Source organism: Alteromonas sp. S167 (genome assembly GCF_036864375.1).
GTDB lineage: Bacteria > Pseudomonadota > Gammaproteobacteria > Enterobacterales > Alteromonadaceae > Alteromonas.
Window position 1 is genome coordinate 170,060 of record NZ_JAZETR010000009.1, and the last position, 23,797, is coordinate 193,856.

Here is a 23,797-nt window from a genome sequence, read left to right on the forward strand (position 1 = left end):
GTGGAACCATCAAAGGCTTTGCAATGGGTGCAGCAGCTTGTTGACCCTTTCCTACCGTTGATCATTGCCATTGTGTTTGTGGTTGCCGTGCTTACCACCATGCATTATTTGCTGCTAAGAAAGCAAAGCCACCTTAGCAGCGAACAAAAATTACCGCGTCAAGTAAGTATGTTAGTGCTTACTATAATTGGGGCGGTCATTATCGCCATGTCACTTCCCGTTAGCGAAAGTACACGTAATCAAGTTATTGCACTAATTGGCGTACTTATATCTGGTGTCATCGCTTTTTCGTCGACCACCATCGTTGGTAACTTAATGGCAGGTATTGTGCTTAGAGTTAACCGCCCGTTCAAAGTGGGCGACTTTGTGAAGGTCGACGGTTATAGCGGCCGCGTTGCTGAAATGGGGTTGTTAGACACTGAAATACAAACCGAGAGTCGTGAGCTTATTGCATTTTCAAATACGTTAATGGTTAATTCGCCCGTAACGGTTACCCGCGCGTCGGGAGCAATAGTGAGTGTGGATGTTAGCTTAGGGTACGACATCCATCATAGTGTAATAGAGAAGTACCTTTTGCAGGCAGCTGACAATGCCAACCTTACCGAGCCTTTTGTGCAGGTAATTGGGCTTGGTGATTTCTCAGTTAGCTATCGTGTTTCTGGGTTGTTGTTGGAAGTGAAAAGCTTACTGTCGGCTCGCTCTCGTTTACATAAAGCCGTGCTCGATTCGCTTCACAACGCAGACATTGAAATAGTATCGCCAGGTTTTATAAATCAGCGGCCACAACCCGACGGTTTAAAAATGATGGCTAAATCGCCGGTTGAAAATAGCGAGAAAGTAAATAGCAATGGCCATAGTGAAAACAGTGATGACAGTAAAATGCCATCGCCAGAGGATGTTATTTTTGACAAGGCAGAACATGCTGAGCAGCACGAAAATAATAAAGCCCTACTGGTTCAAGAAATTGCAGAAATAGATGTGCAAATTAGCGAGTCTAGCGGCGAGCAAAAAGACAAATTGAAGCAACGAAAAGCCAATTTAGAGCTGCAGCTTTCAACACTGGTTGAACAAAATAATGCAAACCCTTCTGAGTAGTGGGAAAATTTAACTACCCATTAATAGCTGTTTTTAACAGTGTGTGAGTATTTACTTTTCAGCATCGCAGCCTTTGCAGCGATACGTGTTCAACAAGCAAGTTTACCAAACAAAATGGAAGATCAATCTTTGTGTATGTAAGTGTTCACTTACTCAGTGCTTTCGACATCTGGATACAGTAAGTAAGGGCGGCGCTGCGCTTTAAATTTTTGCAAATCTGCAGCCCAACTTTGCTTAATTTCCTCAGCACTTTTTCCATTTTTTATCATCTCTCGTAATGTGTTAGTGCCTGCTAACTTATCGAAAAATTCTGGGCGAGTGAAAAATAGTGAAGATGTTGATTTATCGTTTTTTGCCTGTTGAAAAGCTTGATAAGTATTTATGAGTAACTGCACATTAATACCGCTTTCTGTACTCACCTTTGTCAGTGCATCATGCGTTTCAAATACAGCAGAAAGTAAAACCTGATCTTCGTGTTTAGGGTAAGGCGCTGCCGCATTGGCTTTAACTGTTATTTTGTTACCACCAAGTTCTATTGAAGGGTGCCCAATAAGCTGAAAAGGAAGGTTAGTGCCACGACCTACACTTACGTCAGTGCCCTCAAAAAAGCACAGGGTTGGGTACAAGGCTACCGCTACGTCATTAGGTAAGTTAGGACTTGGCGCAACAGGAAGTGAATAATGCATAGTGCGAAGGTAATGGGAAATGGGAACAACAGTAAGCTGCGATGTTGTCGCTGCTGAGTGTGTCACCCAATTTTCACCCACCATCATTTTTGCAAGTTCACCTAACGTCATACCGTGTAGCACAGGAATAGGGTGTATACCTATAAAAGATGAGAAAGCGCTTTCTAGAATAGGGCCATCAACGTGTTTTCCATTGGGGTTGGGTCGGTCTAAAACCACTACGTCAATGTTGTGTTCAAACGCCGCTTCTATTACATAGTGCAGCGTACTTAGGTACGTATAAAAACGCACGCCTACATCTTGGATGTCAAACACCAGCACATCGATATTTTCTAGCATCTCCGGCGTGGGCTTTTTCGTTTTGCCGTAAAGTGAATGAATAGGAAGGCCTGTTTTTGCATCAACGCTGCTTGTTATTTTTTCTCCAGCCCCTTTATTTCCGCGAAAGCCATGCTCTGGCGAAAATACTGCCTTTACATCTACCTTCTGCGCTAACAATGCATCAAGTAAATGTGTGTCTGGTTCGTCAGATGTTGTAAGCGTATTGGTGCCAGTATTATTTAATGAATCTGTGCGAACGCGCGCGCTTTGATTTACCACTAAGCCAACACGTTTTCCATCGAGTAAATGAAGGTATTGTGGAAATCGCTCGGCGCCCACCCTCAAATTTGCCGCATCAAACTGCTCAACAGAGTAATCATCAAGGCTTGCAGAAACTGCAGTAGGTGAAGATGAGGTTAGCTTTGATGTTGAAGTGCACCCGAATGCTACGCCAAGCAATAATACAACGCTAAGAAAGCGGATGGCACGAGTTATAGCTGTGCGCTTACTGTGTGTTCTGCAACCTTCTATAAGCGTGATATAACCTTGGTTGTTCATAAACTGCATGCTTTTACCTGAACTGCTTTATTCGACGGAGTGTTTTCAGAGCTTTATTCAACTTACGCTTTTGTAAAGTCAGCTCATTCATTAGTGCCAGCATTAAGCGCTTTACGTAAAAAACCACTGTTTTCGGCCAGTTGCTTGGTGGCCTGTTCTGCGCTTGCGCCCGTTAACACCATCAAAATTGCGGTTTTAGCGCTGTTGTTACTGGCGTTCAGTGCAGCCTCAGCCGTACTTTCGTCGCAGTCTGTTGCCTGCATCACAATGCGAAGCGCTCTTGCCTTTAGTTTGTCATTAGTGGCGTTAACATCAACCATCAAGTTTTCGTAGGTTTTACCCAACTTCACCATGGTCGCCGTGCTTATCATGTTTAAAATCAGTTTTTGCGCAGTGCCCGACTTCATGCGTGTGCTGCCTGTTAGCACCTCTGGCCCTACAACTGGGCAAATAGCGATGTCGGCAGGTTCAAAAATGGCGGCGTTCGGGCTACATGCAATAGCGCCTGTGGTGCAGCCTATTGATGAGGCATATTCCAGTGCAGCGCTGACATAAGGCGTGCGCCCGCTTGCCGAAATACCTACCACGGTGTCTTTCTCATTAAGCGCTAACTTTTGTAAGTCGGTTTTGCCTGCTTCGGTATCATCTTCGGCACCCTCAACAGCATGCTGAATGGCGGTTTCTCCGCCTGCAATCACGCCTACTACAACGCCATCTGGAACACTGAATGTTGGCCTGCATTCTGCTGCATCTAAAATGCCTAATCTGCCGCTAGTGCCAGCCCCAATATAAATAAGTCGGCCATTGTTTTTTATACTCACTGTGGCCGCATCAACCACGCGGGCAATGTTATCAATTTGGCTTGCTACTGCATTAGCAACGGTAGCGTCCTCATTATTTATGCGCGTTAAAATGCCAGTGGTAGACAAGGTATCAATATCTTTAGACAGGGTGTTTCTTCCTTCTGAAACGATGTTATTAAGCGATTTAGCTAGTGCGTGAAGCCCCATTTTTTCTGAAGACATTAATTAACCTTTACTGTAGCGGTAAGTAAACAGTGGGAAGGATAACGGCATTTAGCTTAAGGGGAAATAGCAGTGCGCGCTTTGTCTATTATTCAACAGCCCGTTTTGTATAAACTCATGATACAATTTCGCCCTTATTTTTTGGTAACCCCTATTCAAGGACCGTGTTTTTGTGAGTCGACAAACGCAAGCTATTATCCACGCCGACGCAGTGCTGCATAATTTTAAGCAGCTTGCGGCCATGGCACCGCAAAGCGGTTCTATGGCGGTTATAAAAGCCGATGCTTACGGACACGGTGCAGTAAATATAGCGCGCATTTTACAACACGTATCTTCACGTTTTGCGGTAGCGATTATGGAGGAGGCGGTAGCCCTTCGCGATGCTGGCATTACCGCGCCAATTGTAGTGCTTGAAGGGGCTCACCAGGCCAAAGAATGCCAAATGGCATTTCAGCACAATTGTATTTTGGTAATGCATTGTGAGGCGCAGCTAAAATGGCTAAACGCATGCCCCGCAGGCAAGCGCCCGCATATATGGCTTAAAGCAGACAGTGGCATGCACCGTTTGGGTTTTCCACTAAACGAACTGCCGCGCATTGTGAAAGAGTATGCATCGCTGCTAAGCGATGAAACTGTGCTTGCTACTCATTTTGCCAGTGCGGATGATACCAATAACCCATTTACCCAAGCGCAGCTAAGTGCGTTTGAAGCGGTAGTTGCACAAGTAGACTCACTTCAAAAATTGCCGCTGAGCTTAGCCAATTCACCCGCGGCAGCTAACTGGCCGACAAGCCGCGCCAAATGGAACCGTTTGGGCTTAGGTGTATATGGCGGGCGAGTATCTACTCAAAGTGATACCGGTTTGTCGCTTATGCCTGCGATGACCCTACGTTCGAGCATTCTAGCTATTCGTGATGTACCTAAAGGCGAGGGCGTAGGCTATGGGCAAACATGGGTTGCCAGCAGACCCAGCAAAATTGCAACGGTGGGCATAGGTTATGCCGATGGTTACCCAAGGCACTGCGCTAACGGCACGCCCGTGATGGTGCGCGGTAAGCGAGCGCCATTAGTGGGGCGGGTGTCTATGGATATGATCACTATTGACGTTACCGACATTGCCGATGTCAGCATGGGCGACATGGTAGAGCTATGGGGAGAACATATTTCTATACACGAGGTTGCACAATGCGCAGGCACTATCGACTATGAATTAATGACTCGGGTGTCTCAACGCGTGCCGCGCATCGTAAAATATCTTTAATACTGCCATGTAAGCTGCTTTTTTATTAGCGTGCCTACCATTATATCAACGTCTATGAAGTACTATTCAACAAAAGAATAAGTAGTTTGCTACCAGTTTGGGTTTATACTGTTGTGGTCGGTATGTGGGATTGAGGTGAGCTTTTCACCTACAACTGCAGCAGACATTAACTCATAAGTGAGGTTTGTATGCGTACTTCGTATTCTCGTCCAAGAGTGAATCGTGGAGTAGTAAGTCGAACGTCAAGACCGGTACAAAAGAAGCAGTAAGGTCGCAGGCTTTTCATAAAATACAAATATATAACGCAGCGTTGAGCTAAATCGAAACAGAGCGAAACAGGGCAACCCAAAGACTCAAGGTGAAACAAAACCTTCGAATTAGTTAGCGCGATATTAGCAGTACAGATACAAGAAAGCCCGGTGTACACAAAATACATCGGGCTTTTTTATGTTCTACGTAAATTTTATTTGCAGGCTTCTAATCGCCTGTCTTTTCAAAAGCAAACGTTAACCGTTTTGAGGGTGCAGATCACCGTCTAGCATATCTTCAACGTGCTCTTCTTCCGGTGCGCTAAAGGCTCTTGAAGCACTAACGGTATTTGAGTCGCTAACAACATTCGCAGCGCTATTGGTTTTTGCTTGGCCATCTGGTTTTGCTGGCGAATAGCGCTCTGGGCGGTGGTTAAGTGAAATAACCATGTTCAAGCAAAACGCCGCAAGAATTGAAATAAGCACTAAATGCCATGCAATAAACATCAATGCGCACGACAGAATTAGGGTATCTACCGTTAACTGGAAGTAGCCCGCGCGAAGGTTAAAACGCTGCTGTAGATAAAACGCCATAATACCGATACCACCAAGGCTAGAGCTGTGCCTAAACATAATAAGCATGCCCACGCCTATTAAAATGCCGCCGAACACAGCAGCAAAAAACGGGTTTACGTGGCTAATATCAACAAACGCGGGAATTTGCTCAGTTAGCACTGACACCGTGGTAACAGAAATGAATGTGTTTATGGTAAAACGCTTGCTAATTTGCGTCCACGCAAGGGCGTAGAATGGTAAGTTAATTAGAAAGAATAACAGGCCAAAGTTCATCTCGAACGCATATGTACCAAGAAGCGCTAGACCAGCCGCACCACCTACCATTAGGTCTTGCGATTGAAAAAGAAAAACACCGAAGGCAACAAACAAGCCGGCGCTTACTAGGGCGAAGACATCCTCGACAACACTGTGATTTGTTTTTTGCATAAAAGCCAATTACCTAAGAAAAAAAGCTAAGAAGACACAGCGTAATTATACGTTTACATCACAATGGGTTACAGCAACACGCCAAGTTAAACATTGCACAAAGAATGGGCTTGGTAAGTTTGCCTTTACGACTTTTAGCACACCAGTGAACAGGGTGTTGCGCACATGTAAACGTTGCACCAAAAGGGGTAGGTTTTAGGATTTTAAATGATGCACAGTGGGTGCTTTTTACTCAACAATAGAGAACACCACTATATCTTGTTTATTAAATTCTACGCTGCACTGCATAATGCCAAAGTGCAGCGGGCTGTATGCTTCAATTGTGCTGCCATTGGCAACAAAGGTGGTATCCCAAATAAGTAAGTCAGCCGTGTCGAGCTGGCGCTCTACACTTCGTTTAGACACGCCGGGCGTAAAGTTGTCGCATAAAATGATGACTTCGCGGCGTGCTTCTATCCAGTAAAACGTTACGGTAATTAACAGTGCAATTGCCGCTATAGCAACAACATCAGCAATAATTGAACGTTTCATGGCGTGCACGGTGGGTACTCCTCTTACTACAACTGTTTCTAATACATGTGCATTTAACTATCTATCTTCTTTTACGTGTTTTATGCGGTTTGTATCAAATCCCATTTATTACCGTAACAGTCTTTGAAAATGGCAACAATGCCGTAAGACTCTTCCCTTGGTGCCTCTAAAAACTCTACAGTATTTGCCAGCATATGTTCGTAGTCGCGATAAAAGTCATCGGTGTGCAAAATAAGAAATACCTTGTTAGCCGCCTGTTTGCCAATAAGTGCACGTTCTTCGCTAGTCTTAGCTTTCGATAATAATAAGCTCATGCTTGAATTTGGCGGTGTTATCAATACAAAGCGAGAGTCCTCACCGGTTACTTTATCTTCGGTAACGGCGAAGCCTAAAACTGTTGTGAAATAGCGAATGGCAGGTTCGTAATCGTCAACAAAGAAAGTGACGGCAGAAAGATGTCGGTTCATGAAATTGGTCTTAATGGTTAAGATGTTGAATTGTATTGTGTTTTATTGACTTGTGTTGTTTTGGGGCGCTGCCTGGCGGTGAAAACAGCGTAAATGAATTACCTCTGTATTTAGCCCTGTATCTAGTCCTGTACTTAGCTAGAGAGGCATTGAACTAGCTTGGCTTAACGCACTAATACGTTTGTAATTCTGGCGCACTGTAGCGCAGCCCTTTAAAAATTAGAAGTGAACTACGCTAAAATGCGGGTTTTTAGTGATGGCGGTAAGCGACACAATGTCGGTAAGGGCTATCATTACCATTTCCTTCTGTTCTTTATCTGCCGATATACCGCTTGTTTGTGCGTCGCTTTGGGCCATGTGGCTAAGAGGTAGTAGCGCTACGCACTCAATTTTTCCCATATCAGTGGTTAGCATTTTTGTGGTTTTCGCAAAGCCTGTAATGTCTATTGCATTGGCTTTTTCTGTATGCGGGCCTTTCACAGGTTTCTTTTCGCCGTGTTTATCTTCACTAGACAGCCAAGACAACGACACAGCATCGTTTTTAAGCGTAACCATCACGTGCAGGTTATACATGCAGGCAATTTCAATATAGTCGTACAGTTGGCATGCAATAGGTGTTTGGTTTTGCATAGCGAATTCTCATATTTGTTAGCCATTATCTGCTAACCATTGCTGATTAACCGTTACCTATTAACCACAATAGCTTGCGTTTGATATGAAGAAGGTTAATGCGTAATTCTAAATAAGCTATATACTTCAGCCAGTTCTACTCATTTTTTAGGTGTTTTACATGTACGGCTTAGCTTCTTCTATTCGTGTGCTTGCACGCAAGGCGTTAAAAGGCATAATGCTGAAGAGAAGATTTAGGGTAGTTAGTTCGTTAAGCGCACTTTTTATAGGCGTTATTTATGTAATAACACCGGCCTACGCTACCTCAGCGATTGGCGATAGCAATCAAGCGAAAGACCAGCTTACCGTCGATTTCTCAGGCTCTTATCGTGTGCGCTATGAAGCGCTAAATAACCCCATATTTCCAACGTCTGCAGAAAGTCGTGAACAAAGTAACCAGCGCATATCTACCCGCATAATCTTTAAGACCACGCTTAACTATAACAATGTTAGCGCTACATTAGATATCAGAGACTCTCGCGCGTTTTTAGATGAAAACGACCCTACACTTGGTTCAAACCAAGTTAATACATTAGAGCCTGTACAGTTATTTGTTAGCTACAAACCAGAGAGTATTGAAGGTATCAATGCGATTAAATTTGGCCGCATGGAATTAGATTATGGCAGCAGGCGACTACTGGCAAAGGCGATTTATCGAAACGCGACCAACAGCTACGATGGTCTTGTTGTAGAAGGCGAGTTTAATGACTGGCTAGTGAACGGTGTGTATTTACTTCCGGTGTCTCGCTTTCCTAACGATCGCGACAGCATAGACTCCAATTCACGAGGCATTGATAAAAGCTTTAGCGAGCGCAAATTCTTCGGTTTTTACGCCCAGTCGCCCAGCAAAAACACGCGCATTCAAAGCTATTGGTTGAAAGAAAAAGACAGCGCTGATCTGGCTACCCGAAACCGTGATTTGTATACCCTGTCGCTTGATTACACCAAACCGCTAGGGCAAGGCTGGAAAGCGAACGCAGAAATAATTGGGCAAATTGGTAGTGCCCACGAAAGTGCGTCGCCTAACGACGTTGATGAAAAAGACGTGCGTGCTTATATGCTGTTTGGCTATGTAGGTAAGCAAATTACCGACAACACGTTCTTACGCGCAGAAGTTGATTACATCAGCGGTGACAATGATAACACCGACAATACTATTTCAGATTTTGATAGCCTGTATGGTGTTCGTCGCTTCGACTTTGGCCCAACCGATGTATATCAAGGTTTTCAACGTCGCAACCTTAAAACCTTTGGTCTTCGTAGCGTTAGTAAGCCAACTCGTCAGCACAACATCATGCTTGGGTACAAAGCCTATTGGTATCAAAAAGCCCCTGAAGCGGTAGACAGTTTTATTGGTCATCAGGTGGAAGCACGCTGGCGCTATTGGCTGTACCCTGAATTGCGCTTGTCGTTAGGTGGTGCTTATTTGTTTAAAGGTGAAGGGTTTGAGCGGGGCGATTATAGCGATAACAGCGCGTTCTTATTCACTGGCGCAATGTATTCCTTCTAGCTTTTCCATGCCCAATTAACCTGCTAAGGTACGGCAAGGCTTTATTAAAATTAAACTGAAATCAAGAGGTTGCCTTGTCGTCCATTGCCCACTTATCGTTGTTTGCTCGTTGTGTAGCACTGTTAAAGTTATTAGGGCCCGGCGTGTTAATGGCCACAGCAGCTGTTGGTGGCAGCCATTTGGTAGCGTCTACCCAAGCCGGAGCCAAATTTGGCTGGCAGCTTGCGCTACTTATCCTTGCGGTAAACGTATTGAAATACCCTTTCTTTAGGGCAGGGGTAAGCTATACCATCAGCACCAAGCAAACGCTGCAACAGGGCTATGCGACCATGGGCAAACGCTACCTTGTTATGGCACTTGCGCTTAACAGTGTGGCAAGCGTGGTAAACGCCGCTGCACTGCTGCTATTCGCCGCAAGTTTGCTGTCGTATTTTATTCCTTTCGATATCGCTATTTCGCTGTCTGCTGCCATAGTGCTTGCGCTTATTCTACTTATCATTCTTGCTGGGCATTTCGAAGGGCTAGACAACATTGCCAAACTGATAATGGGCGTACTGGTAATAGCCACCGTTGCAGTATTTTTTGTTGCACTGTCGAATTACAATCCTGCGCAAACGCCTGCAAACCCTCCTTCTCCTTATACATTGGCAACGCTCGGTTTTTTGGTAGTAACCATGGGCTGGATGCCGGCACCTATTGAAATTTCATCTATTACGTCTTTGTGGTTAAAACGACAATGCCAACACCGTGCAGTTACACCCAAAACGGCGTTGTTCGACTTCAATTTAGGTTACGGTGTTACTGCGCTATTGGCGCTGCTGTTTTTAGGGTTAGGCGCGCTTATTGTTTATGGCAGTGGTGAAACACTTAGTACTAGCGGAATTGGTTTTTCCCATCAGCTTATAAGTATGTATTCAAGTACCATTGGCAGCTGGTCTCATTGGCTTATTGCTATGGTCGCATTCTTATGTATTTTTGGCTCGGCACTTACGGTGTACGATGGTTATGCCCGCGTAGTGGCTGAAGGTATTAGCTTACTGGCGGATCGCGGTAAAGCGTGGCGCGATAAACTCGTTACCCCAGTACTGCTGGTTATGGCCGCGGTAAGTTTTACCATTGTTATGTTCTTTAAGTCGGCATTACTTGCCATGTTAGGGTTTGCAATGACGTTGGCATTTATTACCACGCCAGTGTTTGCATGGCTTAACCATAAGTTAGTGCAGAAAACCGAGCTGCATCCCGACGCAGCACCTAGTAAAGCTGTGAAGATTTTAAGTATTATTGGGCTTGTCTATCTATTTGGTTTTCTTTTCGTGTTTATCTGGTGGAAGTGGTTTTACTAGCGCTAGTTAAACTAATTAATGAGTTCAATCTTAGTTCGATTCATTTAACCTCTTCTATACTAATACCATCTATATTTTTTGAGGTTGCCGTTTGGTGCGCTTTAATCAAAATCACGCAATGGGCTTTCATATGGCGGCTTTATTAAAGCCTTTTCTTCTTATTACCGTGTTGCTAACCCTACTTGGCTGTGGACAAGAAAAAGAGCAAACCATGCGTTGGCATAATGCATTCGATATAGAACGCGAGCTTTATCTACTTGGGCAAGAGGAAGATCCTCGCGTTATTTACCGCAGGCTACAGAGCATTAAGCAACAGGCTTCTTTACAGATAAGCCAGCTGCGCGAGCAGGGAAAGCGTGATGTGGTGTTTAACGATTGGTTAGAAGCATTGCGAATTAGCTTGTCTCTTGCGCCAATACACTCAAACGATATAGCGCAGTGCAGCGTATGGCAAAACGCAATGGAAAAAGCGTGGGGTGTGCCTGTTCGAGAGTTTAACGAACGTGCCAAGTTAGTATGGCGAGTAATGGTAGCAACATGCAACGGTCATATTCGCTCGCTGTAGCAAGGTGTTGGCATTACCTAAATTAAGTTCGAGAGCTTGCTAAAATACAAGTAATAGAAAACACAAGGCAAAGCATGCGGTTGGGCGTGCATGCCTTGCCTTAACGGTGGAAAGTTTTACTTAGTGTAAACCGGGCGAGCGGCGGTTAGCGTGGCTACACTGTCTTTTACCCTTGCCACAACGCTTTCATCTTCCGGTGAAAGTAACACGTCACAAATCCAGCCTGCTAACTGTGTACAATCACTCTCATCAAAGTTACGTGAGGTGACAGCAGGCGTACCAATTCTTATCCCACTGGTTACAAATGGCGACTGTGGGTCGTTTGGTACCGTATTCTTGTTCACGGTAATGTTTACGCTATTAAGTATGGCGTCGGCTTGTTTACCCGTCATATCTTGCTTAATTAAGCTAAGCAAGAACATGTGGTTGTCGGTACCGTTTGACACTACGTCGAAACCACGCTGCATAAATACTGTTGCCATTGCTTGCGCGTTTTTAACTACTTGGGCTTGATAGGCTCTAAACTCAGCGCTCATTGCTTCTTTAAATGCCACCGCTTTTGCCGCAATAACGTGCATCAATGGGCCGCCTTGAATGCCTGGAAAAATAAGCGAGTTAAACTTTTTCTCAAGCTCGGGGTTAGCTTTACACATAATCAACCCGCCGCGTGGGCCGCGAAGGGTTTTGTGGGTAGTGGTAGTTACCACATGCGCAGCATTAATAGGGGATGGATAAACTCCCGCCGCAACTAGCCCCGCTACATGGGCCATATCAACAAGCAAATAGGCGCCTACACTATCTGCAATGTCTCTAAAACGCTGCCAGTCCACTACACGAGAATAAGCAGAAAACCCTGCCACAATCATTTTAGGGCGATGTGTTTCAGCTAATTGCTGCACCTGTTCGTAGTCAATTTCACCGGTTTCGGTGTTTAAACCATACTGAACAGCATTATATAGCTTGCCCGAAAAATTAGGTTTTGCACCATGAGTTAAGTGCCCGCCATGATCAAGGCTTAAACCCAAAATTGTGTCGCCGGGGTTAAGGAGTGCCATATAAACGGCAGTATTGGCCTGCGAACCAGAGTGCGGCTGAACGTTTACATAGTCGGCTTCAAAAAGCGCTTTTGCGCGGTCAATAGCAAGCTGCTCAACCTTATCTACTGCCTCACAACCACCATAGTAACGCTTTGTGGGGTATCCCTCGGCGTACTTGTTGGTAAGCTGGCTGCCCTGTGCCTGCATCACTGCTTTGCTGGCGTAGTTTTCTGAAGCAATTAGCTCGATATGATGCTCCTGTCGAACATTTTCTTGCTCGATAAACTCTGCAATATCGGGGTCTATTTGGTGTAGGTTGTTGTTAAGGCTGTTCATGCTTGCTCCTTATCTGTCTTATTTTGCACGCGCTTTGAATGGGTTGATGGTAGAACTGAAAAAAGAATAAATAAAATTAATAAAAAATATGGCATCATAACTTTATTAAATGAGGTTGCTGTGCAATTAAAGCAGCTGCATAAACTATGCGGGTGGCGTTAAGTTTGCCTTGCGTTTTAACTAAACTGATAACTAAATTGATGTGGTGGTTATGAAAAACTTGTCTATCGACTTCCTTCGTTCTTTTGTGATCATTGCGCAAACCGGAAGCTATACGCAGTGTGCAGAGCAACTTCAGCGAACCCAGCCAGCCATCAGTTTGCAAATAAAAAAGTTAGAAGAAATGGTAGGAGAAAAGCTGTTTTCTCGTGACAAAAATAAGCTGTCGCTTACGGTGGCTGGCAGCAAGTTGTTAGCCTATGGCGAAAAAATAGTAGCGCTAAACGACCAAGCCATGGCTGAATTTGGTAAACCGCAGGTAACGGGCAACATAAAACTTGGGATCCCCAGCGAGTTTTCTACAATCTTAATGCCAAAAATTATTCGGCAGTTTACGCAAACCTACCCTGAAATTTCATTGGAAGTGCATTGTGCGTTAAGTAAAGATTTACTTAGTGAGCCGTTAAAAAGCCAGTTCGATTTAATATTATCGTTACAAGAGACACCAGACCCTAATCAAGACGGTTATATCACAACCGACCAGCTTGTATGGGTAGGTAGCCAGCGCTTTGTAAATAGCATTCCCAGCAAGCTACCGCTTATTGCTGCACCTAACCCTTGTACGTATAGAAAGCGTGCTATTCATCTGCTTAACGCAAGCAAAAAGCCATGGCAGGTGGTGTACACCATTGCCGACCTTAACGGTATTCAAACGGCTATAAACGAAGGGCTGGGAATTACAGTGCTAGCAAAAAGCTCGGTGCCACCTGGGCTACACATTTTGCCAAGTTCGGCAGAACTACCTGAATTGGGGCATATGGGGGTGTGTTTGGTGAATCCTCAAAAAGTGTCGTCAAAAGCCATTAGCTTGTTAGCCGACACTATCGTGAGCGAAGTAGCCAATTTCTAAGCTTTTAGGCTTTTTTTACGAATTGTGCCGTTAGCATCATCTCGCCAGCACCGTCTACTTTACAGTCTAGCTGGTGGTCTTTACTCTCTTTCACGTGGCGAATAACGGCTTTTGTACCAATTTTCAGAATTAGCGAACTGCCTTTTACTTTTAGATCTTTCGCCAGTGTAATTTTGTCGCCAGCAACAAGCGGCGTGCCGTTCGCATCGTTTGCTGAAGTTTCTTCTTCAACGTCATTAGGGTTCCACTCGTGGCCGCACTCAGGGCATATCAATAAAGACTGGTCTTCATAAACATATTCAGACTGGCAGTGTGGGCATGGAGGTAACGACATAACAAACCTTAAATAACGACATGGTAAAGCGGGAAGTATACCAGCCTGTGTCGTGCTTAAACATCTTTATCAATACAAACCACCGCGAGCGTGTTTTGAAAATAGCTGCCGTAACTCTATTTCTTAACGTTTGCTATTGAAGTGAAGGCAAGTATTGGTAGTAGTATTAAGGTGAAAAATTCAGGTGCATCAAACATTGCGGCACAAATAATGGCTGCACCCCAACATAAGCTCATCTTAGTGGTTAGTTTATCGCACTTCATATTTTATCCTTTTACACAAAATCCAATGGTATTTAGTTAAGCATATGCGCTTGAGGTGTGTTGTTCAATTTATGAACTGTAATGAAATGTTACGAATCATCATAAAAAAGCGGGCTACCATATGGCGCCCGCTAGTATCTTAAAACGCAAAGCAACTATTTGTTGGTTTTAATAATAGTGCCTTCGCTAAGTGTTTTTACGTGGTACTTTCCTTCGTAGTCTTGCAATTTAAATAGGCTATTGCGCGCCATCAAAATGCCCATAGATGGCTCTTGCTGTAGAAAAACTACGTCACCCGCCTTTACTGTTACATTTGCTTCGGCCCAGTTCTCGGCTTTTGAAAGAATTTGGTGGTCGCCCGGCTCTACATTGAAATAAACATACTGCGATGCACGCGTATAACCCATTTCAGATTCAGCTTCTTTATCGTCAACGAAAACGTTGAAACGAATTAATCCACCTAGTGAGGAAGGGCGAACTACGTATACCATGGCTTTGCCCTCTTCAGGCAATTGCGGTACGGTAAAGTTTGCTGTTGCTGCACGCATTTCCTCTGGTGACGGTAAGCTTGCGCATCCTCCCATCACAATGGCCATACAGACAAAGGCAAGTTGGTAAAGTTTCTTCATTGCTGTTTCCTTTTCATTATTTATTGTTTTTTTATATAACCTAGGCTCGTTTAGTAACTAAGCCTAACACTCCACAAAATCCATCAGAGTGTTTGTTATGCTTTTATCATCGCAACTATCAGTGATGTTCGGTACTAAACCTTTGTCTAGTAGGTCTTTGCCCTCTGTGTTTGCGCAGTTTATTTAAATTACTTGTAGCTGTGATATGTTGGTAATTGGAATGTGTGTTTGATAGTAATATTTAGTGCTAGGTACTCTAGGAGCACGCATAAAATAAATCTTCACTCGTTGTGCTTCGCCTTTTACCTTCAGTGTTTTATTAACAAAAAAACGTTCAAGGTCTAATCCGTATTGTTTTGATAAATCTGATATTACACTTGGAGATAACGCTATAGTTACATTGCGCTGATCACGATAGTCGTTTTCGGTATTCAAAAATAGATGACGTCTTTGTGAGCCTGCAGCTTTTATTTTTAAAGTGTATTCGCCCTTTATTTTTTCTGGCGCTGCAGCTGCGGCGGCGCGAATGATTTCCATAGTGTCAGAATAGCCTAACGGCGAGTTGGTGCTTTGGGTATTGTTTGAAGTTACCTGTGTGCTGCTACAACCAGTGAGTGCAACAGCAAGCAATATTAAGAGGTATTTCATATTTATTTCCCTATAAATAATATAGTTAGCAAACGCTTAAAAAAACTAAAACGTAGAGTGCAAGAGCGCAGCGCTAAAGTAAACATTTTTTAAGCGAGTGTGAATCTTTTCTACTGGTAACGGGCCGATGTAATAAACTGTCCAAAAGATTCGCACCACACAATAACACTTGAGTATTGCTGTGGGTTTACAGTGTTAGGAACAGGCACCATAAAGTGGTTAAATGTGTCTACATTACCCACTTTTACCATGAGATGCTTAAGGCGAAGAAAGTCATCTTCGGTCTCAACAAATTCTGGTGACAAATACAGTTTGTAATCTGGCCCGGGCGCTAGTTTTCCTTGAAACGCAATCTGTTTATCAGAGATATACACGATACCTTCACCCCAGTGCAAAAAGTCACTGTCTTCTAAATCTTCAACAAAATGGGTGGTAAACGTAGCGCTATTACTTGCTTTTATTAGTGCTTCGTTTGAAGGAGAAGCGGGAGCGGTGAGTAAGGGTAAGCTATAAATACCTAAAGCAAAGCCAGCAAAGGCGATAACCACATGAGAGACAATAATCAGCGCTAGTTTTTTAAAGGGCATTATATTGACTGCCTTTGTTGATTGTTAACGTGAAAAAACGTTTCTGTGGTTTCTATTAATACACTGCACAATGCAGAAAAATCAATGTTGTTGTTTATGCTGGCTTAGCAGTAATAGTCCTGTCACCCATACGCTTGCACGCTTTAATTTCAAGTGTGTGGAGCTTTTTCAGCTTCTCTGTGCCATCTAATGATGTTAAGAAAGGGCAATTATATAAGTCGAGCACTTCAAGTTGAGGTAACTGTCTAATGCCCGTCAAAGTCTTCAGCTTACGAGAAGTAATGTACAGCTTCTTCAATTGTGTCATAGACAGAATGGGAGTAAGATCTTCAGAAGGATAGTTTTGTATGTTCAACAACTCTACTGTCGGTAGCGTAAATAAAGTGTCCAGTCCTTTTGACCATCGAAGTAGTGCAACCCGCAACTTTGTGAAGTTCGACAAATCCATTTTTTGATGTGATTCATATTGTAGCCCCAATACCTCTAATTGCGGCAGTGACTCCACAATTTTCAAACCTTTCGCATCCCAACAATATATTTCCAAGCTGCGTAAAAAGGTGAGCGATGATAAAAATGACAAATCTTGGCCCTTGAACCCGTAAGAGTCGGTAAGTCGCAGAGCCTTAATATTATGCTTGAGCATAAATGCGTGAGTTTTTTCAGACCAGGCATTTTTAACAATCAACACTTCGCCTATGTTGTGCTCATCTTGCCGTATTTCGAACAATTTCTTGTATCTAAACTGATCAATTTTCTTAAGTAAAGCACGCATAGGCTTGTTTACCGTTTGCTATTCTAAGGTAGACTTTACTAGCGTTAATCGAACTTTTGCAAAGCAAAGTATGAATGCATGTTGAGGCTCAAATACGATATTTTTCATTATTTTCATTCTGACGAATATCCTCAAGCGTAACACTTCTATATTCAAAGTTGGTTATCAGAGCTACTAACCTTAAATAGTTTAAGCGTTAATTGATTAGATAAAGAAGCGCTTAAAATAACGCAAATGGTGAGCAATAGCGCATGCTCTTTTATTCCGAAAACAGCAAAAGCAGCTTGCACGAAAAATAGTGAGAAAAATACCGAAAAAAACACAATTGCAGCACTTTTAAATTGATTCATGGCCAACTCCTTTAGTTTAACATTGAGGGGAGTATAACCTCCCCCGTACTCATTTCATTTATTCATCATCAGTTGAGGTAAGATATACGACGGCACCAGATGTTGCGGCGCCGGCAGATGCACTTACTGCATTAAAACCTCCTGCGCCATGAACAAATCCTCCAGCAGCTGCGCCCAGAAAACCAGAGCCACTCAATCCAGACGACCACCCTGACATGGCATACGCGCCCATCCATGCAGCTGCACCAACCACGCCCATTCCGATATTTGCAAGAAAAGCACCGCTTACCTGCTCTATTTCATTTTCGTTCAACACTACAATTTCGTTTGTGCTATCAGTTCTCATGAATTCTTCCTTTAAGTTAGATTTTTGTGCTTCCAAAATGCACACTAAAAATCTAACAAAATGGATAAAATTAGATACTGTATCTTAAGCCAGAATCTTTATTTCTTTCGCTGTTTTATATGCGGTTGTTGGATTAATTTGCGCAAGCTTTTATCTCATGTACTCAGAAGTACCAATGAGAGTTACTTCATAAAAAGTTCACTATCTTTACTATAGTTGAGTTTTAAGAGTCATTGCTTAAGGCTGTATTTCTGAAGCGCTATATACATCTTTCTTTAATGCTAAAACTAAAATGAAAATAGGTCCTAGCGGCGGAATAAAACCAAAAATGAAGCCTAATAGAGCCATTAGTTTTGGAGTGTTGGTTTTTCTTTTGCCAAGTACGTAGCCAGCAACAGCACATAAAATACTTAAGGCAAAAGCAATTTGCCCTATTAGTGTTGCGTTTAAGTTCATTTTTAATCCTCCATGATTTAACTTTAAAAGGGGTAATCTGTTATCGAAAACAAGTATTCGTTGGTCGGGTTTTTACTAATCGTTGTCATCATCAGAACCAAACATACCTCGAAAAATTGCAGTAAGTACGCCAGACATTGTGTCTTCAATGAATTCATTGTCTGGGTCAGACCTTCCTTGGTGTGGGAAGTTTGATTGTTTTTGACGCCTTGATTCAGCGCTGGAACTGGCGCCATCAAGAAAATCATTTGCAGCTTTATTAGCGGTTGCGGCACATCCATTTAAGAATGCGCATATTAATACTGTAGTAAATATTTTAGTTTTCATATTTTTCCATAAAACTCGGGCTCGTTCAGTTAGTAAGTAACATCAAAGCTGCAGGTTAATAACTTGATGTTAAGATGTCGTCCAATTCACTTATCTCTGCATCCAGTTGAACTTCGCTTATAATATCCTTTTGGAAGGCGACTTCTAGCTCTAAAAGTTTCAATGTTTGTTCTAATACCTTGAGATATAAAGGTGCATTAAAAGTTCGACTTCTTTTGAGATTAATTAAGTATTCATTCAACTCACTTAATGTGGTTCCTGACAAGTTTTTACTTACGATATTTTGCATTAAAAACGTGTCTAAATAATCTGGGTATGGTGGTGGATTTTTTATATAGAACTCATCCCTTAAGCTGTCTTCTTCTGGTAACGAGTTAAAAAACTCCGTTAATTCTTCGCTGTATTCATAACATGTTTTTACTGACGATATTGATGAATTTAAAAGCTTAATAACATCATGCTTTTCTTTCTGTTCGGCTTCGTAATTGGTAAAGGAGATGGCTAACAGAACGCCAACCAACGTTGCAATAAGAGTGAGAAAAAAGTTTATGCCGACATCATGGCGTTCGATAACGCTTTTGAATTTAGGGATAAATGTAAAAATACCCAGAAAGCAAAGAAGGGCAGTGAATATTATGTACAGCATATCAATCCTTTTGATAAACAAATTAATAATAAGCACAAGGCAAGTTGCCTCAGCTTAAGGTGCGCATTTCACCTATTAAAAAACACTAAGTAGTTCAAGTATGGGGTGTTTCGACCCCGATATGCGTTTGTTTAGTGCTATGTGCGTTCCTTGAAATATCCCAGCTTGTCTAATAACGCTGACTTTATTAACCCAGGTTCTATTAAGCCAGTTACTATTGTATGTGCAACAATGCAAAGAGCTAAGTTTCTATCACTGATTATGTAGACAAGAGCAAGTCCAGCTCCCAAGAAAAAAGTGTAAAAAGTGGCATTAATAGCTGCTGATAAAGCCTTACCACCCCAGACTAAATGAGCTAGTCCAAATGCTAAACCTGAAATAATGATTTGTATGAAATTACCAAAGCCTTCTTCTTGAAGATAATCCATTAATAATTTTCGAAATACTAATTCTTCAAAGACGCCAGATACCAGCGCTCCTGTTAAAGCCAAAAATTTTAGTTTATTAAACTTAAACATATGCTCGCGTACATTTGAGATACTAGCTGCACCCCACACATATATAACGACGACCAAAGCAGCGGTACACCAAGCCAAAGCACTCGCATTTGTTAATGTTGAGAAGCCTAACGAGGCAATAAAATTTTCAGATGTAAAAAACCAAAAAAATAAAATACCTCCTTGGACTAAGATTATCGATGAAATTATTTTAAAAGTTTGATTGTTAATAGATTGCATAAAATTCCCTTTAGCACATAACTTTTCAAAAATGGGCGATAACGCGTAGGGCACAATAGCGAAGCGGCCCTGCGTTTATATGGTTCAGCGAACACAGCGAGTGTTAATGCGTTTGTTATATTCCAACTATGCTTTGCAATGCGCATTTGCATGCGTATACTTGGTGTTAAACTTAGTTGGAGTAATTAATGCAAGATTTATATGACATCAATGCACCCAAGAAAGCGACAAATCTAAGCTTAAATAGCGACTTATTGCAAAAAGCTCGAAGTTTAAAAGTTAATCTGTCTGCGACCTTAGAGCAAGCACTTAAAGACAAGCTAAAAAGTATTGAAGCAGAGAAATGGAAAAAAGAAAACAAAGCTGCCATAGCTGCATACAACGAATTCGTTGCTGAGAACGGTTGTTTAGGTGATGAGTACAGGAACTTCTAATGGCGCAATTTGACGTTTACAGAAACCCAAGCAAGAAGACTCACGAAGCTTACCCTTTTCTTGTTGATGTTCAAAACTCTGTAATTGATCAATTGACAACAAGGTTGGTTGTACCGTTAACAACTAGAAACAGTTTTTACATGAAGAAGCTGACGCCGGAGATAGAATTTGAGGGCACAACATACTTATTTCTACCGCAACAGCTTTGTTCTATACCCGAAGACGTGCTCAAGGAGCGCATTGGTTCGCTGGAGCAGTCCAGAGAACTGCTGATAGATGCAATAGACTTCGTCATCACTGGAATATAACTTTCTAATAAGGGGCGCTAGCTTGTGGGCTAAAATCCGAGCGAAGTGAGCCAGCCCACGTGTTAGCGTCCCAGCGACCGGAGGGAGTTGCTTGAGCGTATTTTTAGCCGCGTTCGTGCCAATACCCTGGTTTTCGGTGGTTGTGCATAATAGCTACCACACTAATTTCCCTGTTTTCGATAATTTTATTAATAATAGAGTATGGGAACCTGCTTAAGACAAAGCGTCGATGAGTTTGCCCCATTTTTGTCCATGCCGATGGCAAAGAGCTAACTGAATCGATGGCTTCCTTGAGTTCTTGGGTAAACTCGTGACCCAAACCCAATGACTGTTCTTGATACCAATCAAACGACTCTTTTATTTCCCTTTTAACCTCTGGGTGAAAGGAAACAGGAAGCATCTTTTAATTAAGATCCTTTTCTATCTCTTCCCAACTAATGCTTTTTACCGCACCAGACTCTAGCTCTGAGCTGCGAGATTCTGCAAGTTTTACCCATTCGGATTCCACATCGCTATCAATCTTGGTATCCATAGCCGTTAAAAGACAGTGGGCAGCAAGTGCTTTCTCTTTAGTACTGAGTTGCTCGATATTTTCAAGCATCACTTTTAATGCATCAGACATAAAATAACTCCCATTGGGTATGATTTGATATTACTACTAAAAAAGAGAAGTGAAAGGCTGGGTTTACAAGTAGCGGCTAACTTTTAAATAAGGAGCAAAAATACGTAGGCTACAATACCAAGCGAAGCGCAGGGAGCCTACGTGTTTTTGTCCCTAGCGAGCGGAGCGAGTGTTAATGCGTTTGTATGCGCTATTGACTTACAGTGCGCAAATACCATAATTAGGTATTTATTGGTACTTGGAGAAAGCAAATGGCTAAAAATACCAGCATTACCCTTGGTGACCATTTTGATGGCTTTATTGCTAGTCAAATTCAATCTGGTCGGTATGGTTCAGCGAGTGAAGTAATTCGTTCAGCTCTTCGCTTGCTAGAAACACAGGAGACCAAATTAAACACTTTGCGTCAATTACTTGTAGCAGGTGAAGAAAGCGGCGAGGCTGAATACGACCTTGAGAACCTGATATCAGAACTAGATGGTGAATTAAAAGAGTGAAACCATTTAAGTTAACTATACTCGCAAAATCCGATTTAAAAGATATCGCGTTATTTACACAGCGGAAATGGGGGCGGGAACAGCGTAATTTATACCTAAAACAGTTCGATGATTCATTTTGGATGTTGTCTGAAAATCCTGATATCGGAAAAAGCTGCGACGAAGTAAGAGATGGATACAGAAAGTTTCCGCAAGGTAGCCATGTTATTTTCTACAAACAAACGGGCAGTCAGGAAGTTCTGATCATAAGAATCCTTCATAAAAGTATGGATGTAAATCCTGTACGCTTTGGCGTATAACGCCTAAATATGGGGCGCAGGCACGTAGGGCTAAAATTCGAGCGAAGCGACAGAGCCCACGTGTTACTGTCTCAGTGCGCCCCGCGCATGTTTACAGCGGTTTGTGATGCGCTTTTACTACACTTGGCGAAACTACGATGCCATAAATGTATAGAAAAATTGTATAAAGCATTGCACCCACTCCTGCAACAGCTATCGTAATTCCAAGAGGGTTCATGCCTTGTTCTTGTAAAAGATTTGGATTCACGAATATTACTGCGTAAGCAAATATAGCAACAACGATTCGAGGAATTAGCGCATAACCATAAATATTCATGAGTTTTTTGATTGTCAGTTTTTTACCAAAAATCCTTATTAGCAGTTTAACAATTAAAGCACTTAGCGGGATCATGACTAGGGCAAAAATTGAACCCAATATAAACAATAAGTATTCGTTACCAACTGCACTCAAAGCCTTTTCATAGGTACCCGGTCGGTAAATCCTCGCAATACCAAAGTAAAACGGTGCGAGCCAAGCAAGAAGAAATAACTTATCGCTTGGAAGCGCCTTGAAGGTTTCTTTCGGTGAAATAAATACATTTTTAACTAATTCTAACTGCACGTATTACTCTTCCTTAACGGCCCGCATAACGGGCAAAAATACGTAGGCTATAATACAGAGCGAAGCGAAGGGAGCCTACGTGTTTTTGTCCCTAGCGAGAGCAGCGAGTGTTAATGCGTTTGTTATACGCAATTTGCCACACCTGTAGCGCATTGCTACAATATGGTAATAAACTATTAGGAGACATATTATGGCAACCGCGAGCGTAAGACTAGACCAAGATCTAGTTGAGAAAGCTACTATTATGGGCAAAGCACTGAACCGAACTATGCCAAAACAGATTGAGCACTGGGCAAAAATAGGTGAAATGATGGAAGATAATCCTGATTTACCATACGAATTCGTGAAACAGGCAATTATTTCCAAAGCGGAAAAAGAGGCTGGAAAATTGGAGCCTTACGATTTTGGCTAAGATTACGAGTGTTTTACAGACAGCTAATTTTAAGAGAGCAGTAAAGAAGTTACATAAGAATCAGAAAAAAGACTTAGATAAAGCTGTAAAGGAACTGATGGATGATCCTCTTCTAGGTGAACAGAAAAAAGGCGACCTTGCTTTTCTTCGCGTGTACAAGTTCAAGATGGTTAAGCAGTTAACCTTATTAGGTTACAGCTACGAGGACGGCACTGTAATACTTGAATTAATAGCTCTTGGTTCTCATGAAAACTTTTACCGCGATGTTAAAAAGTTATTCTGACCAATTGCGTATAACACCCACATAAGGGGCGGAAACACATGGGTTAAAATTAGGAGCGAAGCGACACAGCCCATGTGTTTGCGTCCCAGCTAGTCTGCGAGCGACTACAGCAGTTTGTTATGCCTTGCGCTAAATTTGATACGACACATAAATGCATAGAATGCCAAAAATTAATAATGCCGCCGGAGCCAAAATTACATAGCCCCAGTGTTTTATTAACACTCTATCACCCAAGATTGATAGCTTTAATTTGTCATTTATATCAAAGAGCATTGTAAATATGCTGGTGTCGCAAACATAACTTGTTGGTCCAGAAGACGGATGATCGAAGCTGAGCTTCAAAACCTTCGCTCTACTTGAACGAGTTTCAGTACTCGCATTACGAAAGATTTTGTCTACAACAACCGCATTTACTGTTCTTGCGCGATACATAAATTGAATTCTATTTAACAGCAAAATAGCTGAACCAACTAATAGAGATATTCCGATAGTTAAGCAATAAATCTTCATAATCTAATCATGGGCA

The 23,797-nt window shown here is 42.4% G+C and carries 34 protein-coding genes; 12 read left to right on the top strand and 22 right to left on the bottom strand.

Annotated elements, in window-relative coordinates:
- A complete protein-coding gene (locus V7R35_RS14625) occupies positions 1–1,095 on the top strand; it encodes a mechanosensitive ion channel family protein (RefSeq protein ID WP_334015650.1) in 1,095 nt (364 codons plus the stop codon).
- Between the two features lie 149 nt (positions 1,096–1,244).
- Here V7R35_RS14625 and V7R35_RS14630 read toward each other — a convergent pair whose 3' ends face one another.
- Both V7R35_RS14630 and murQ read right to left on the bottom strand, forming a co-directional pair.
- Entirely contained in the window at positions 1,245–2,669 is a 1,425-nt protein-coding gene (locus V7R35_RS14630; protein WP_334015651.1) for an exo-beta-N-acetylmuramidase NamZ family protein, read from the bottom strand.
- 74 nt (positions 2,670–2,743) lie between these two features.
- Entirely contained in the window at positions 2,744–3,685 is a 942-nt protein-coding gene (gene murQ / locus V7R35_RS14635; protein WP_334015652.1) for an N-acetylmuramic acid 6-phosphate etherase, read from the bottom strand.
- Between the two features lie 172 nt (positions 3,686–3,857).
- On the opposite strand from murQ, the gene alr reads away from it, so the two are divergent.
- On the top strand, positions 3,858–4,946 hold the full coding sequence (gene alr, locus V7R35_RS14640; protein WP_334015653.1) for an alanine racemase: 1,089 nt from the start codon (positions 3,858–3,860) through the stop codon (positions 4,944–4,946).
- A gap of 506 nt (positions 4,947–5,452) precedes the next feature.
- On the opposite strand, the gene V7R35_RS14645 is transcribed toward alr, so the two are convergent.
- From V7R35_RS14645 to V7R35_RS14660, 4 genes are all read right to left on the bottom strand, one after another.
- Positions 5,453–6,196 carry a YitT family protein gene (locus V7R35_RS14645; RefSeq protein WP_334015654.1) on the bottom strand — a complete coding sequence of 248 codons (744 nt, stop codon included), beginning with the start codon at positions 6,194–6,196 and terminating at the stop codon, positions 5,453–5,455.
- A gap of 228 nt (positions 6,197–6,424) precedes the next feature.
- Positions 6,425–6,736: a hypothetical protein gene (locus tag V7R35_RS14650; protein ID WP_334015655.1), complete on the bottom strand. Its 312-nt coding sequence runs from the start codon at positions 6,734–6,736 to the stop codon at positions 6,425–6,427.
- A gap of 71 nt (positions 6,737–6,807) precedes the next feature.
- Positions 6,808–7,194, bottom strand: coding sequence for a VOC family protein (locus V7R35_RS14655; protein WP_334015656.1), 387 nt, complete (start codon positions 7,192–7,194; stop codon positions 6,808–6,810).
- A gap of 219 nt (positions 7,195–7,413) precedes the next feature.
- Positions 7,414–7,824, bottom strand: coding sequence for a Rho-binding antiterminator (locus tag V7R35_RS14660; protein ID WP_334015657.1), 411 nt, complete (start codon positions 7,822–7,824; stop codon positions 7,414–7,416).
- Between the two features lie 160 nt (positions 7,825–7,984).
- Here V7R35_RS14660 and V7R35_RS14665 point away from each other — a divergent pair, with 160 nt between their 5' ends.
- From V7R35_RS14665 to V7R35_RS14675, 3 genes are all read left to right on the top strand, one after another.
- Positions 7,985–9,373 carry an alginate export family protein gene (locus tag V7R35_RS14665; RefSeq protein ID WP_334015658.1) on the top strand — a complete coding sequence of 463 codons (1,389 nt, stop codon included), beginning with the start codon at positions 7,985–7,987 and terminating at the stop codon, positions 9,371–9,373.
- 149 nt (positions 9,374–9,522) lie between these two features.
- Positions 9,523–10,716 carry an NRAMP family divalent metal transporter gene (locus tag V7R35_RS14670; protein ID WP_334015685.1) on the top strand — a complete coding sequence of 398 codons (1,194 nt, stop codon included), beginning with the start codon at positions 9,523–9,525 and terminating at the stop codon, positions 10,714–10,716.
- Between the two features lie 130 nt (positions 10,717–10,846).
- Positions 10,847–11,281, top strand: a complete 435-nt coding sequence (locus V7R35_RS14675; protein WP_334015659.1) for a hypothetical protein — start codon at positions 10,847–10,849, stop codon at positions 11,279–11,281.
- A 116-nt stretch (positions 11,282–11,397) separates the two neighbouring features.
- Here V7R35_RS14675 and glyA read toward each other — a convergent pair whose 3' ends face one another.
- On the bottom strand, positions 11,398–12,654 hold the full coding sequence (gene glyA / locus V7R35_RS14680) for a serine hydroxymethyltransferase (protein WP_334015660.1): 1,257 nt from the start codon (positions 12,652–12,654) through the stop codon (positions 11,398–11,400).
- Between the two features lie 211 nt (positions 12,655–12,865).
- Here glyA and V7R35_RS14685 point away from each other — a divergent pair, with 211 nt between their 5' ends.
- Positions 12,866–13,723 carry a LysR family transcriptional regulator gene (locus V7R35_RS14685; RefSeq protein WP_334015661.1) on the top strand — a complete coding sequence of 286 codons (858 nt, stop codon included), beginning with the start codon at positions 12,866–12,868 and terminating at the stop codon, positions 13,721–13,723.
- Between the two features lie 4 nt (positions 13,724–13,727).
- On the opposite strand, the gene V7R35_RS14690 is transcribed toward V7R35_RS14685, so the two are convergent.
- From V7R35_RS14690 to V7R35_RS14745, 12 genes are all read right to left on the bottom strand, one after another.
- Positions 13,728–14,057 carry a zinc ribbon domain-containing protein YjdM gene (locus tag V7R35_RS14690; RefSeq protein WP_334015662.1) on the bottom strand — a complete coding sequence of 110 codons (330 nt, stop codon included), beginning with the start codon at positions 14,055–14,057 and terminating at the stop codon, positions 13,728–13,730.
- 116 nt (positions 14,058–14,173) lie between these two features.
- Positions 14,174–14,320 (bottom strand): hypothetical protein, encoded by a 147-nt coding sequence (locus V7R35_RS14695; RefSeq protein ID WP_334015663.1) that lies wholly within the window; start codon positions 14,318–14,320, stop codon positions 14,174–14,176.
- Between the two features lie 155 nt (positions 14,321–14,475).
- Complete coding sequence (locus tag V7R35_RS14700) at positions 14,476–14,949, bottom strand: DUF2846 domain-containing protein (protein WP_334015664.1); 474 nt, start codon at positions 14,947–14,949, stop codon at positions 14,476–14,478.
- A 183-nt stretch (positions 14,950–15,132) separates the two neighbouring features.
- A complete protein-coding gene (locus tag V7R35_RS14705) occupies positions 15,133–15,597 on the bottom strand; it encodes a hypothetical protein (protein ID WP_334015665.1) in 465 nt (154 codons plus the stop codon).
- Between the two features lie 110 nt (positions 15,598–15,707).
- Entirely contained in the window at positions 15,708–16,184 is a 477-nt protein-coding gene (locus V7R35_RS14710; RefSeq protein ID WP_334015666.1) for a DM13 domain-containing protein, read from the bottom strand.
- 94 nt (positions 16,185–16,278) lie between these two features.
- Positions 16,279–16,956: a leucine-rich repeat domain-containing protein gene (locus V7R35_RS14715; RefSeq protein WP_334015667.1), complete on the bottom strand. Its 678-nt coding sequence runs from the start codon at positions 16,954–16,956 to the stop codon at positions 16,279–16,281.
- Between the two features lie 152 nt (positions 16,957–17,108).
- Positions 17,109–17,306: a hypothetical protein gene (locus V7R35_RS14720; RefSeq protein ID WP_334015668.1), complete on the bottom strand. Its 198-nt coding sequence runs from the start codon at positions 17,304–17,306 to the stop codon at positions 17,109–17,111.
- A 58-nt stretch (positions 17,307–17,364) separates the two neighbouring features.
- Positions 17,365–17,652 (bottom strand): hypothetical protein, encoded by a 288-nt coding sequence (locus V7R35_RS14725; protein WP_334015669.1) that lies wholly within the window; start codon positions 17,650–17,652, stop codon positions 17,365–17,367.
- A 237-nt stretch (positions 17,653–17,889) separates the two neighbouring features.
- Entirely contained in the window at positions 17,890–18,108 is a 219-nt protein-coding gene (locus V7R35_RS14730) for a hypothetical protein (protein WP_334015670.1), read from the bottom strand.
- Between the two features lie 75 nt (positions 18,109–18,183).
- A complete protein-coding gene (locus V7R35_RS14735; RefSeq protein ID WP_334015671.1) occupies positions 18,184–18,435 on the bottom strand; it encodes a hypothetical protein in 252 nt (83 codons plus the stop codon).
- Positions 18,436–18,490: 55 nt separating this feature from the next.
- Positions 18,491–19,081 carry a hypothetical protein gene (locus V7R35_RS14740; RefSeq protein WP_334015672.1) on the bottom strand — a complete coding sequence of 197 codons (591 nt, stop codon included), beginning with the start codon at positions 19,079–19,081 and terminating at the stop codon, positions 18,491–18,493.
- 137 nt (positions 19,082–19,218) lie between these two features.
- Positions 19,219–19,818 carry a CPBP family intramembrane glutamic endopeptidase gene (locus V7R35_RS14745; protein WP_334015673.1) on the bottom strand — a complete coding sequence of 200 codons (600 nt, stop codon included), beginning with the start codon at positions 19,816–19,818 and terminating at the stop codon, positions 19,219–19,221.
- A gap of 188 nt (positions 19,819–20,006) precedes the next feature.
- Between V7R35_RS14745 and V7R35_RS14750 the strand changes: the two genes are divergently transcribed.
- A complete protein-coding gene (locus tag V7R35_RS14750) occupies positions 20,007–20,252 on the top strand; it encodes a type II toxin-antitoxin system CcdA family antitoxin (protein ID WP_334015674.1) in 246 nt (81 codons plus the stop codon).
- Positions 20,252–20,560 carry a CcdB family protein gene (locus tag V7R35_RS14755; RefSeq protein WP_334015675.1) on the top strand — a complete coding sequence of 103 codons (309 nt, stop codon included), beginning with the start codon at positions 20,252–20,254 and terminating at the stop codon, positions 20,558–20,560. The genes V7R35_RS14750 and V7R35_RS14755 overlap by 1 nt, the downstream gene beginning before the upstream one ends.
- Before the next feature lie 103 nt (positions 20,561–20,663).
- Here the strand turns inward: V7R35_RS14755 and V7R35_RS14760 are convergent, their stop codons facing one another.
- The gene (locus tag V7R35_RS14760) at positions 20,664–20,960 is read right to left on the bottom strand and encodes a type II toxin-antitoxin system RelE/ParE family toxin (RefSeq protein ID WP_334015676.1); all 297 of its coding nucleotides are present in this window, start codon (positions 20,958–20,960) and stop codon (positions 20,664–20,666) included.
- A 3-nt stretch (positions 20,961–20,963) separates the two neighbouring features.
- Positions 20,964–21,182, bottom strand: a complete 219-nt coding sequence (locus V7R35_RS14765) for an addiction module protein (protein ID WP_334015677.1) — start codon at positions 21,180–21,182, stop codon at positions 20,964–20,966.
- Between the two features lie 251 nt (positions 21,183–21,433).
- Between V7R35_RS14765 and V7R35_RS14770 the strand changes: the two genes are divergently transcribed.
- On the top strand, positions 21,434–21,676 hold the full coding sequence (locus tag V7R35_RS14770; RefSeq protein WP_334015678.1) for a type II toxin-antitoxin system ParD family antitoxin: 243 nt from the start codon (positions 21,434–21,436) through the stop codon (positions 21,674–21,676).
- Entirely contained in the window at positions 21,673–21,975 is a 303-nt protein-coding gene (locus tag V7R35_RS14775) for a type II toxin-antitoxin system RelE/ParE family toxin (protein ID WP_334015679.1), read from the top strand. The genes V7R35_RS14770 and V7R35_RS14775 overlap by 4 nt, the downstream gene beginning before the upstream one ends.
- Before the next feature lie 91 nt (positions 21,976–22,066).
- On the opposite strand, the gene V7R35_RS14780 is transcribed toward V7R35_RS14775, so the two are convergent.
- Positions 22,067–22,576: a YIP1 family protein gene (locus V7R35_RS14780; RefSeq protein ID WP_334015680.1), complete on the bottom strand. Its 510-nt coding sequence runs from the start codon at positions 22,574–22,576 to the stop codon at positions 22,067–22,069.
- A 190-nt stretch (positions 22,577–22,766) separates the two neighbouring features.
- On the opposite strand from V7R35_RS14780, the gene V7R35_RS14785 reads away from it, so the two are divergent.
- Together V7R35_RS14785 and V7R35_RS14790 are read left to right on the top strand one after the other, a co-directional pair.
- A complete protein-coding gene (locus V7R35_RS14785; protein WP_012518669.1) occupies positions 22,767–22,988 on the top strand; it encodes a TA system antitoxin ParD family protein in 222 nt (73 codons plus the stop codon).
- A complete protein-coding gene (locus V7R35_RS14790; RefSeq protein ID WP_061439355.1) occupies positions 22,981–23,271 on the top strand; it encodes a type II toxin-antitoxin system RelE/ParE family toxin in 291 nt (96 codons plus the stop codon). The genes V7R35_RS14785 and V7R35_RS14790 overlap by 8 nt, the downstream gene beginning before the upstream one ends.
- Positions 23,272–23,797: the final 526 nt, after the last annotated feature.

Bases quoted from the DNA above. Each gene is read 5' to 3' on its own strand.
- V7R35_RS14630 (WP_334015651.1), bottom strand. From the start codon at position 2,669: ATGCAGTTTATGAACAACCAAGGTTATATCACGCTTATAGAAGGTTGC.
- murQ (WP_334015652.1), bottom strand. From the start codon at position 3,685: ATGTCTTCAGAAAAAATGGGGCTTCACGCACTAGCTAAATCGCTTAAT.
- V7R35_RS14645 (WP_334015654.1), bottom strand. From the start codon at position 6,196: ATGCAAAAAACAAATCACAGTGTTGTCGAGGATGTCTTCGCCCTAGTA.
- V7R35_RS14655 (WP_334015656.1), bottom strand. From the start codon at position 7,194: ATGAACCGACATCTTTCTGCCGTCACTTTCTTTGTTGACGATTACGAA.
- V7R35_RS14660 (WP_334015657.1), bottom strand. From the start codon at position 7,824: ATGCAAAACCAAACACCTATTGCATGCCAACTGTACGACTATATTGAA.
- V7R35_RS14665 (WP_334015658.1), top strand. From the start codon at position 7,985: ATGTACGGCTTAGCTTCTTCTATTCGTGTGCTTGCACGCAAGGCGTTA.
- V7R35_RS14670 (WP_334015685.1), top strand. From the start codon at position 9,523: ATGGCCACAGCAGCTGTTGGTGGCAGCCATTTGGTAGCGTCTACCCAA.
- V7R35_RS14675 (WP_334015659.1), top strand. From the start codon at position 10,847: ATGGCGGCTTTATTAAAGCCTTTTCTTCTTATTACCGTGTTGCTAACC.
- glyA (WP_334015660.1), bottom strand. From the start codon at position 12,654: ATGAACAGCCTTAACAACAACCTACACCAAATAGACCCCGATATTGCA.
- V7R35_RS14685 (WP_334015661.1), top strand. From the start codon at position 12,866: ATGAAAAACTTGTCTATCGACTTCCTTCGTTCTTTTGTGATCATTGCG.
- V7R35_RS14690 (WP_334015662.1), bottom strand. From the start codon at position 14,057: ATGTCGTTACCTCCATGCCCACACTGCCAGTCTGAATATGTTTATGAA.
- V7R35_RS14695 (WP_334015663.1), bottom strand. From the start codon at position 14,320: ATGAAGTGCGATAAACTAACCACTAAGATGAGCTTATGTTGGGGTGCA.
- V7R35_RS14700 (WP_334015664.1), bottom strand. From the start codon at position 14,949: ATGAAGAAACTTTACCAACTTGCCTTTGTCTGTATGGCCATTGTGATG.
- V7R35_RS14705 (WP_334015665.1), bottom strand. From the start codon at position 15,597: ATGAAATACCTCTTAATATTGCTTGCTGTTGCACTCACTGGTTGTAGC.
- V7R35_RS14710 (WP_334015666.1), bottom strand. From the start codon at position 16,184: ATGCCCTTTAAAAAACTAGCGCTGATTATTGTCTCTCATGTGGTTATC.
- V7R35_RS14715 (WP_334015667.1), bottom strand. From the start codon at position 16,956: ATGCGTGCTTTACTTAAGAAAATTGATCAGTTTAGATACAAGAAATTG.
- V7R35_RS14720 (WP_334015668.1), bottom strand. From the start codon at position 17,306: ATGAATCAATTTAAAAGTGCTGCAATTGTGTTTTTTTCGGTATTTTTC.
- V7R35_RS14725 (WP_334015669.1), bottom strand. From the start codon at position 17,652: ATGAGAACTGATAGCACAAACGAAATTGTAGTGTTGAACGAAAATGAA.
- V7R35_RS14730 (WP_334015670.1), bottom strand. From the start codon at position 18,108: ATGAACTTAAACGCAACACTAATAGGGCAAATTGCTTTTGCCTTAAGT.
- V7R35_RS14735 (WP_334015671.1), bottom strand. From the start codon at position 18,435: ATGAAAACTAAAATATTTACTACAGTATTAATATGCGCATTCTTAAAT.
- V7R35_RS14740 (WP_334015672.1), bottom strand. From the start codon at position 19,081: ATGCTGTACATAATATTCACTGCCCTTCTTTGCTTTCTGGGTATTTTT.
- V7R35_RS14745 (WP_334015673.1), bottom strand. From the start codon at position 19,818: ATGCAATCTATTAACAATCAAACTTTTAAAATAATTTCATCGATAATC.
- V7R35_RS14750 (WP_334015674.1), top strand. From the start codon at position 20,007: ATGCAAGATTTATATGACATCAATGCACCCAAGAAAGCGACAAATCTA.
- V7R35_RS14755 (WP_334015675.1), top strand. From the start codon at position 20,252: ATGGCGCAATTTGACGTTTACAGAAACCCAAGCAAGAAGACTCACGAA.
- V7R35_RS14760 (WP_334015676.1), bottom strand. From the start codon at position 20,960: ATGCTTCCTGTTTCCTTTCACCCAGAGGTTAAAAGGGAAATAAAAGAG.
- V7R35_RS14765 (WP_334015677.1), bottom strand. From the start codon at position 21,182: ATGTCTGATGCATTAAAAGTGATGCTTGAAAATATCGAGCAACTCAGT.
- V7R35_RS14770 (WP_334015678.1), top strand. From the start codon at position 21,434: ATGGCTAAAAATACCAGCATTACCCTTGGTGACCATTTTGATGGCTTT.
- V7R35_RS14785 (WP_012518669.1), top strand. From the start codon at position 22,767: ATGGCAACCGCGAGCGTAAGACTAGACCAAGATCTAGTTGAGAAAGCT.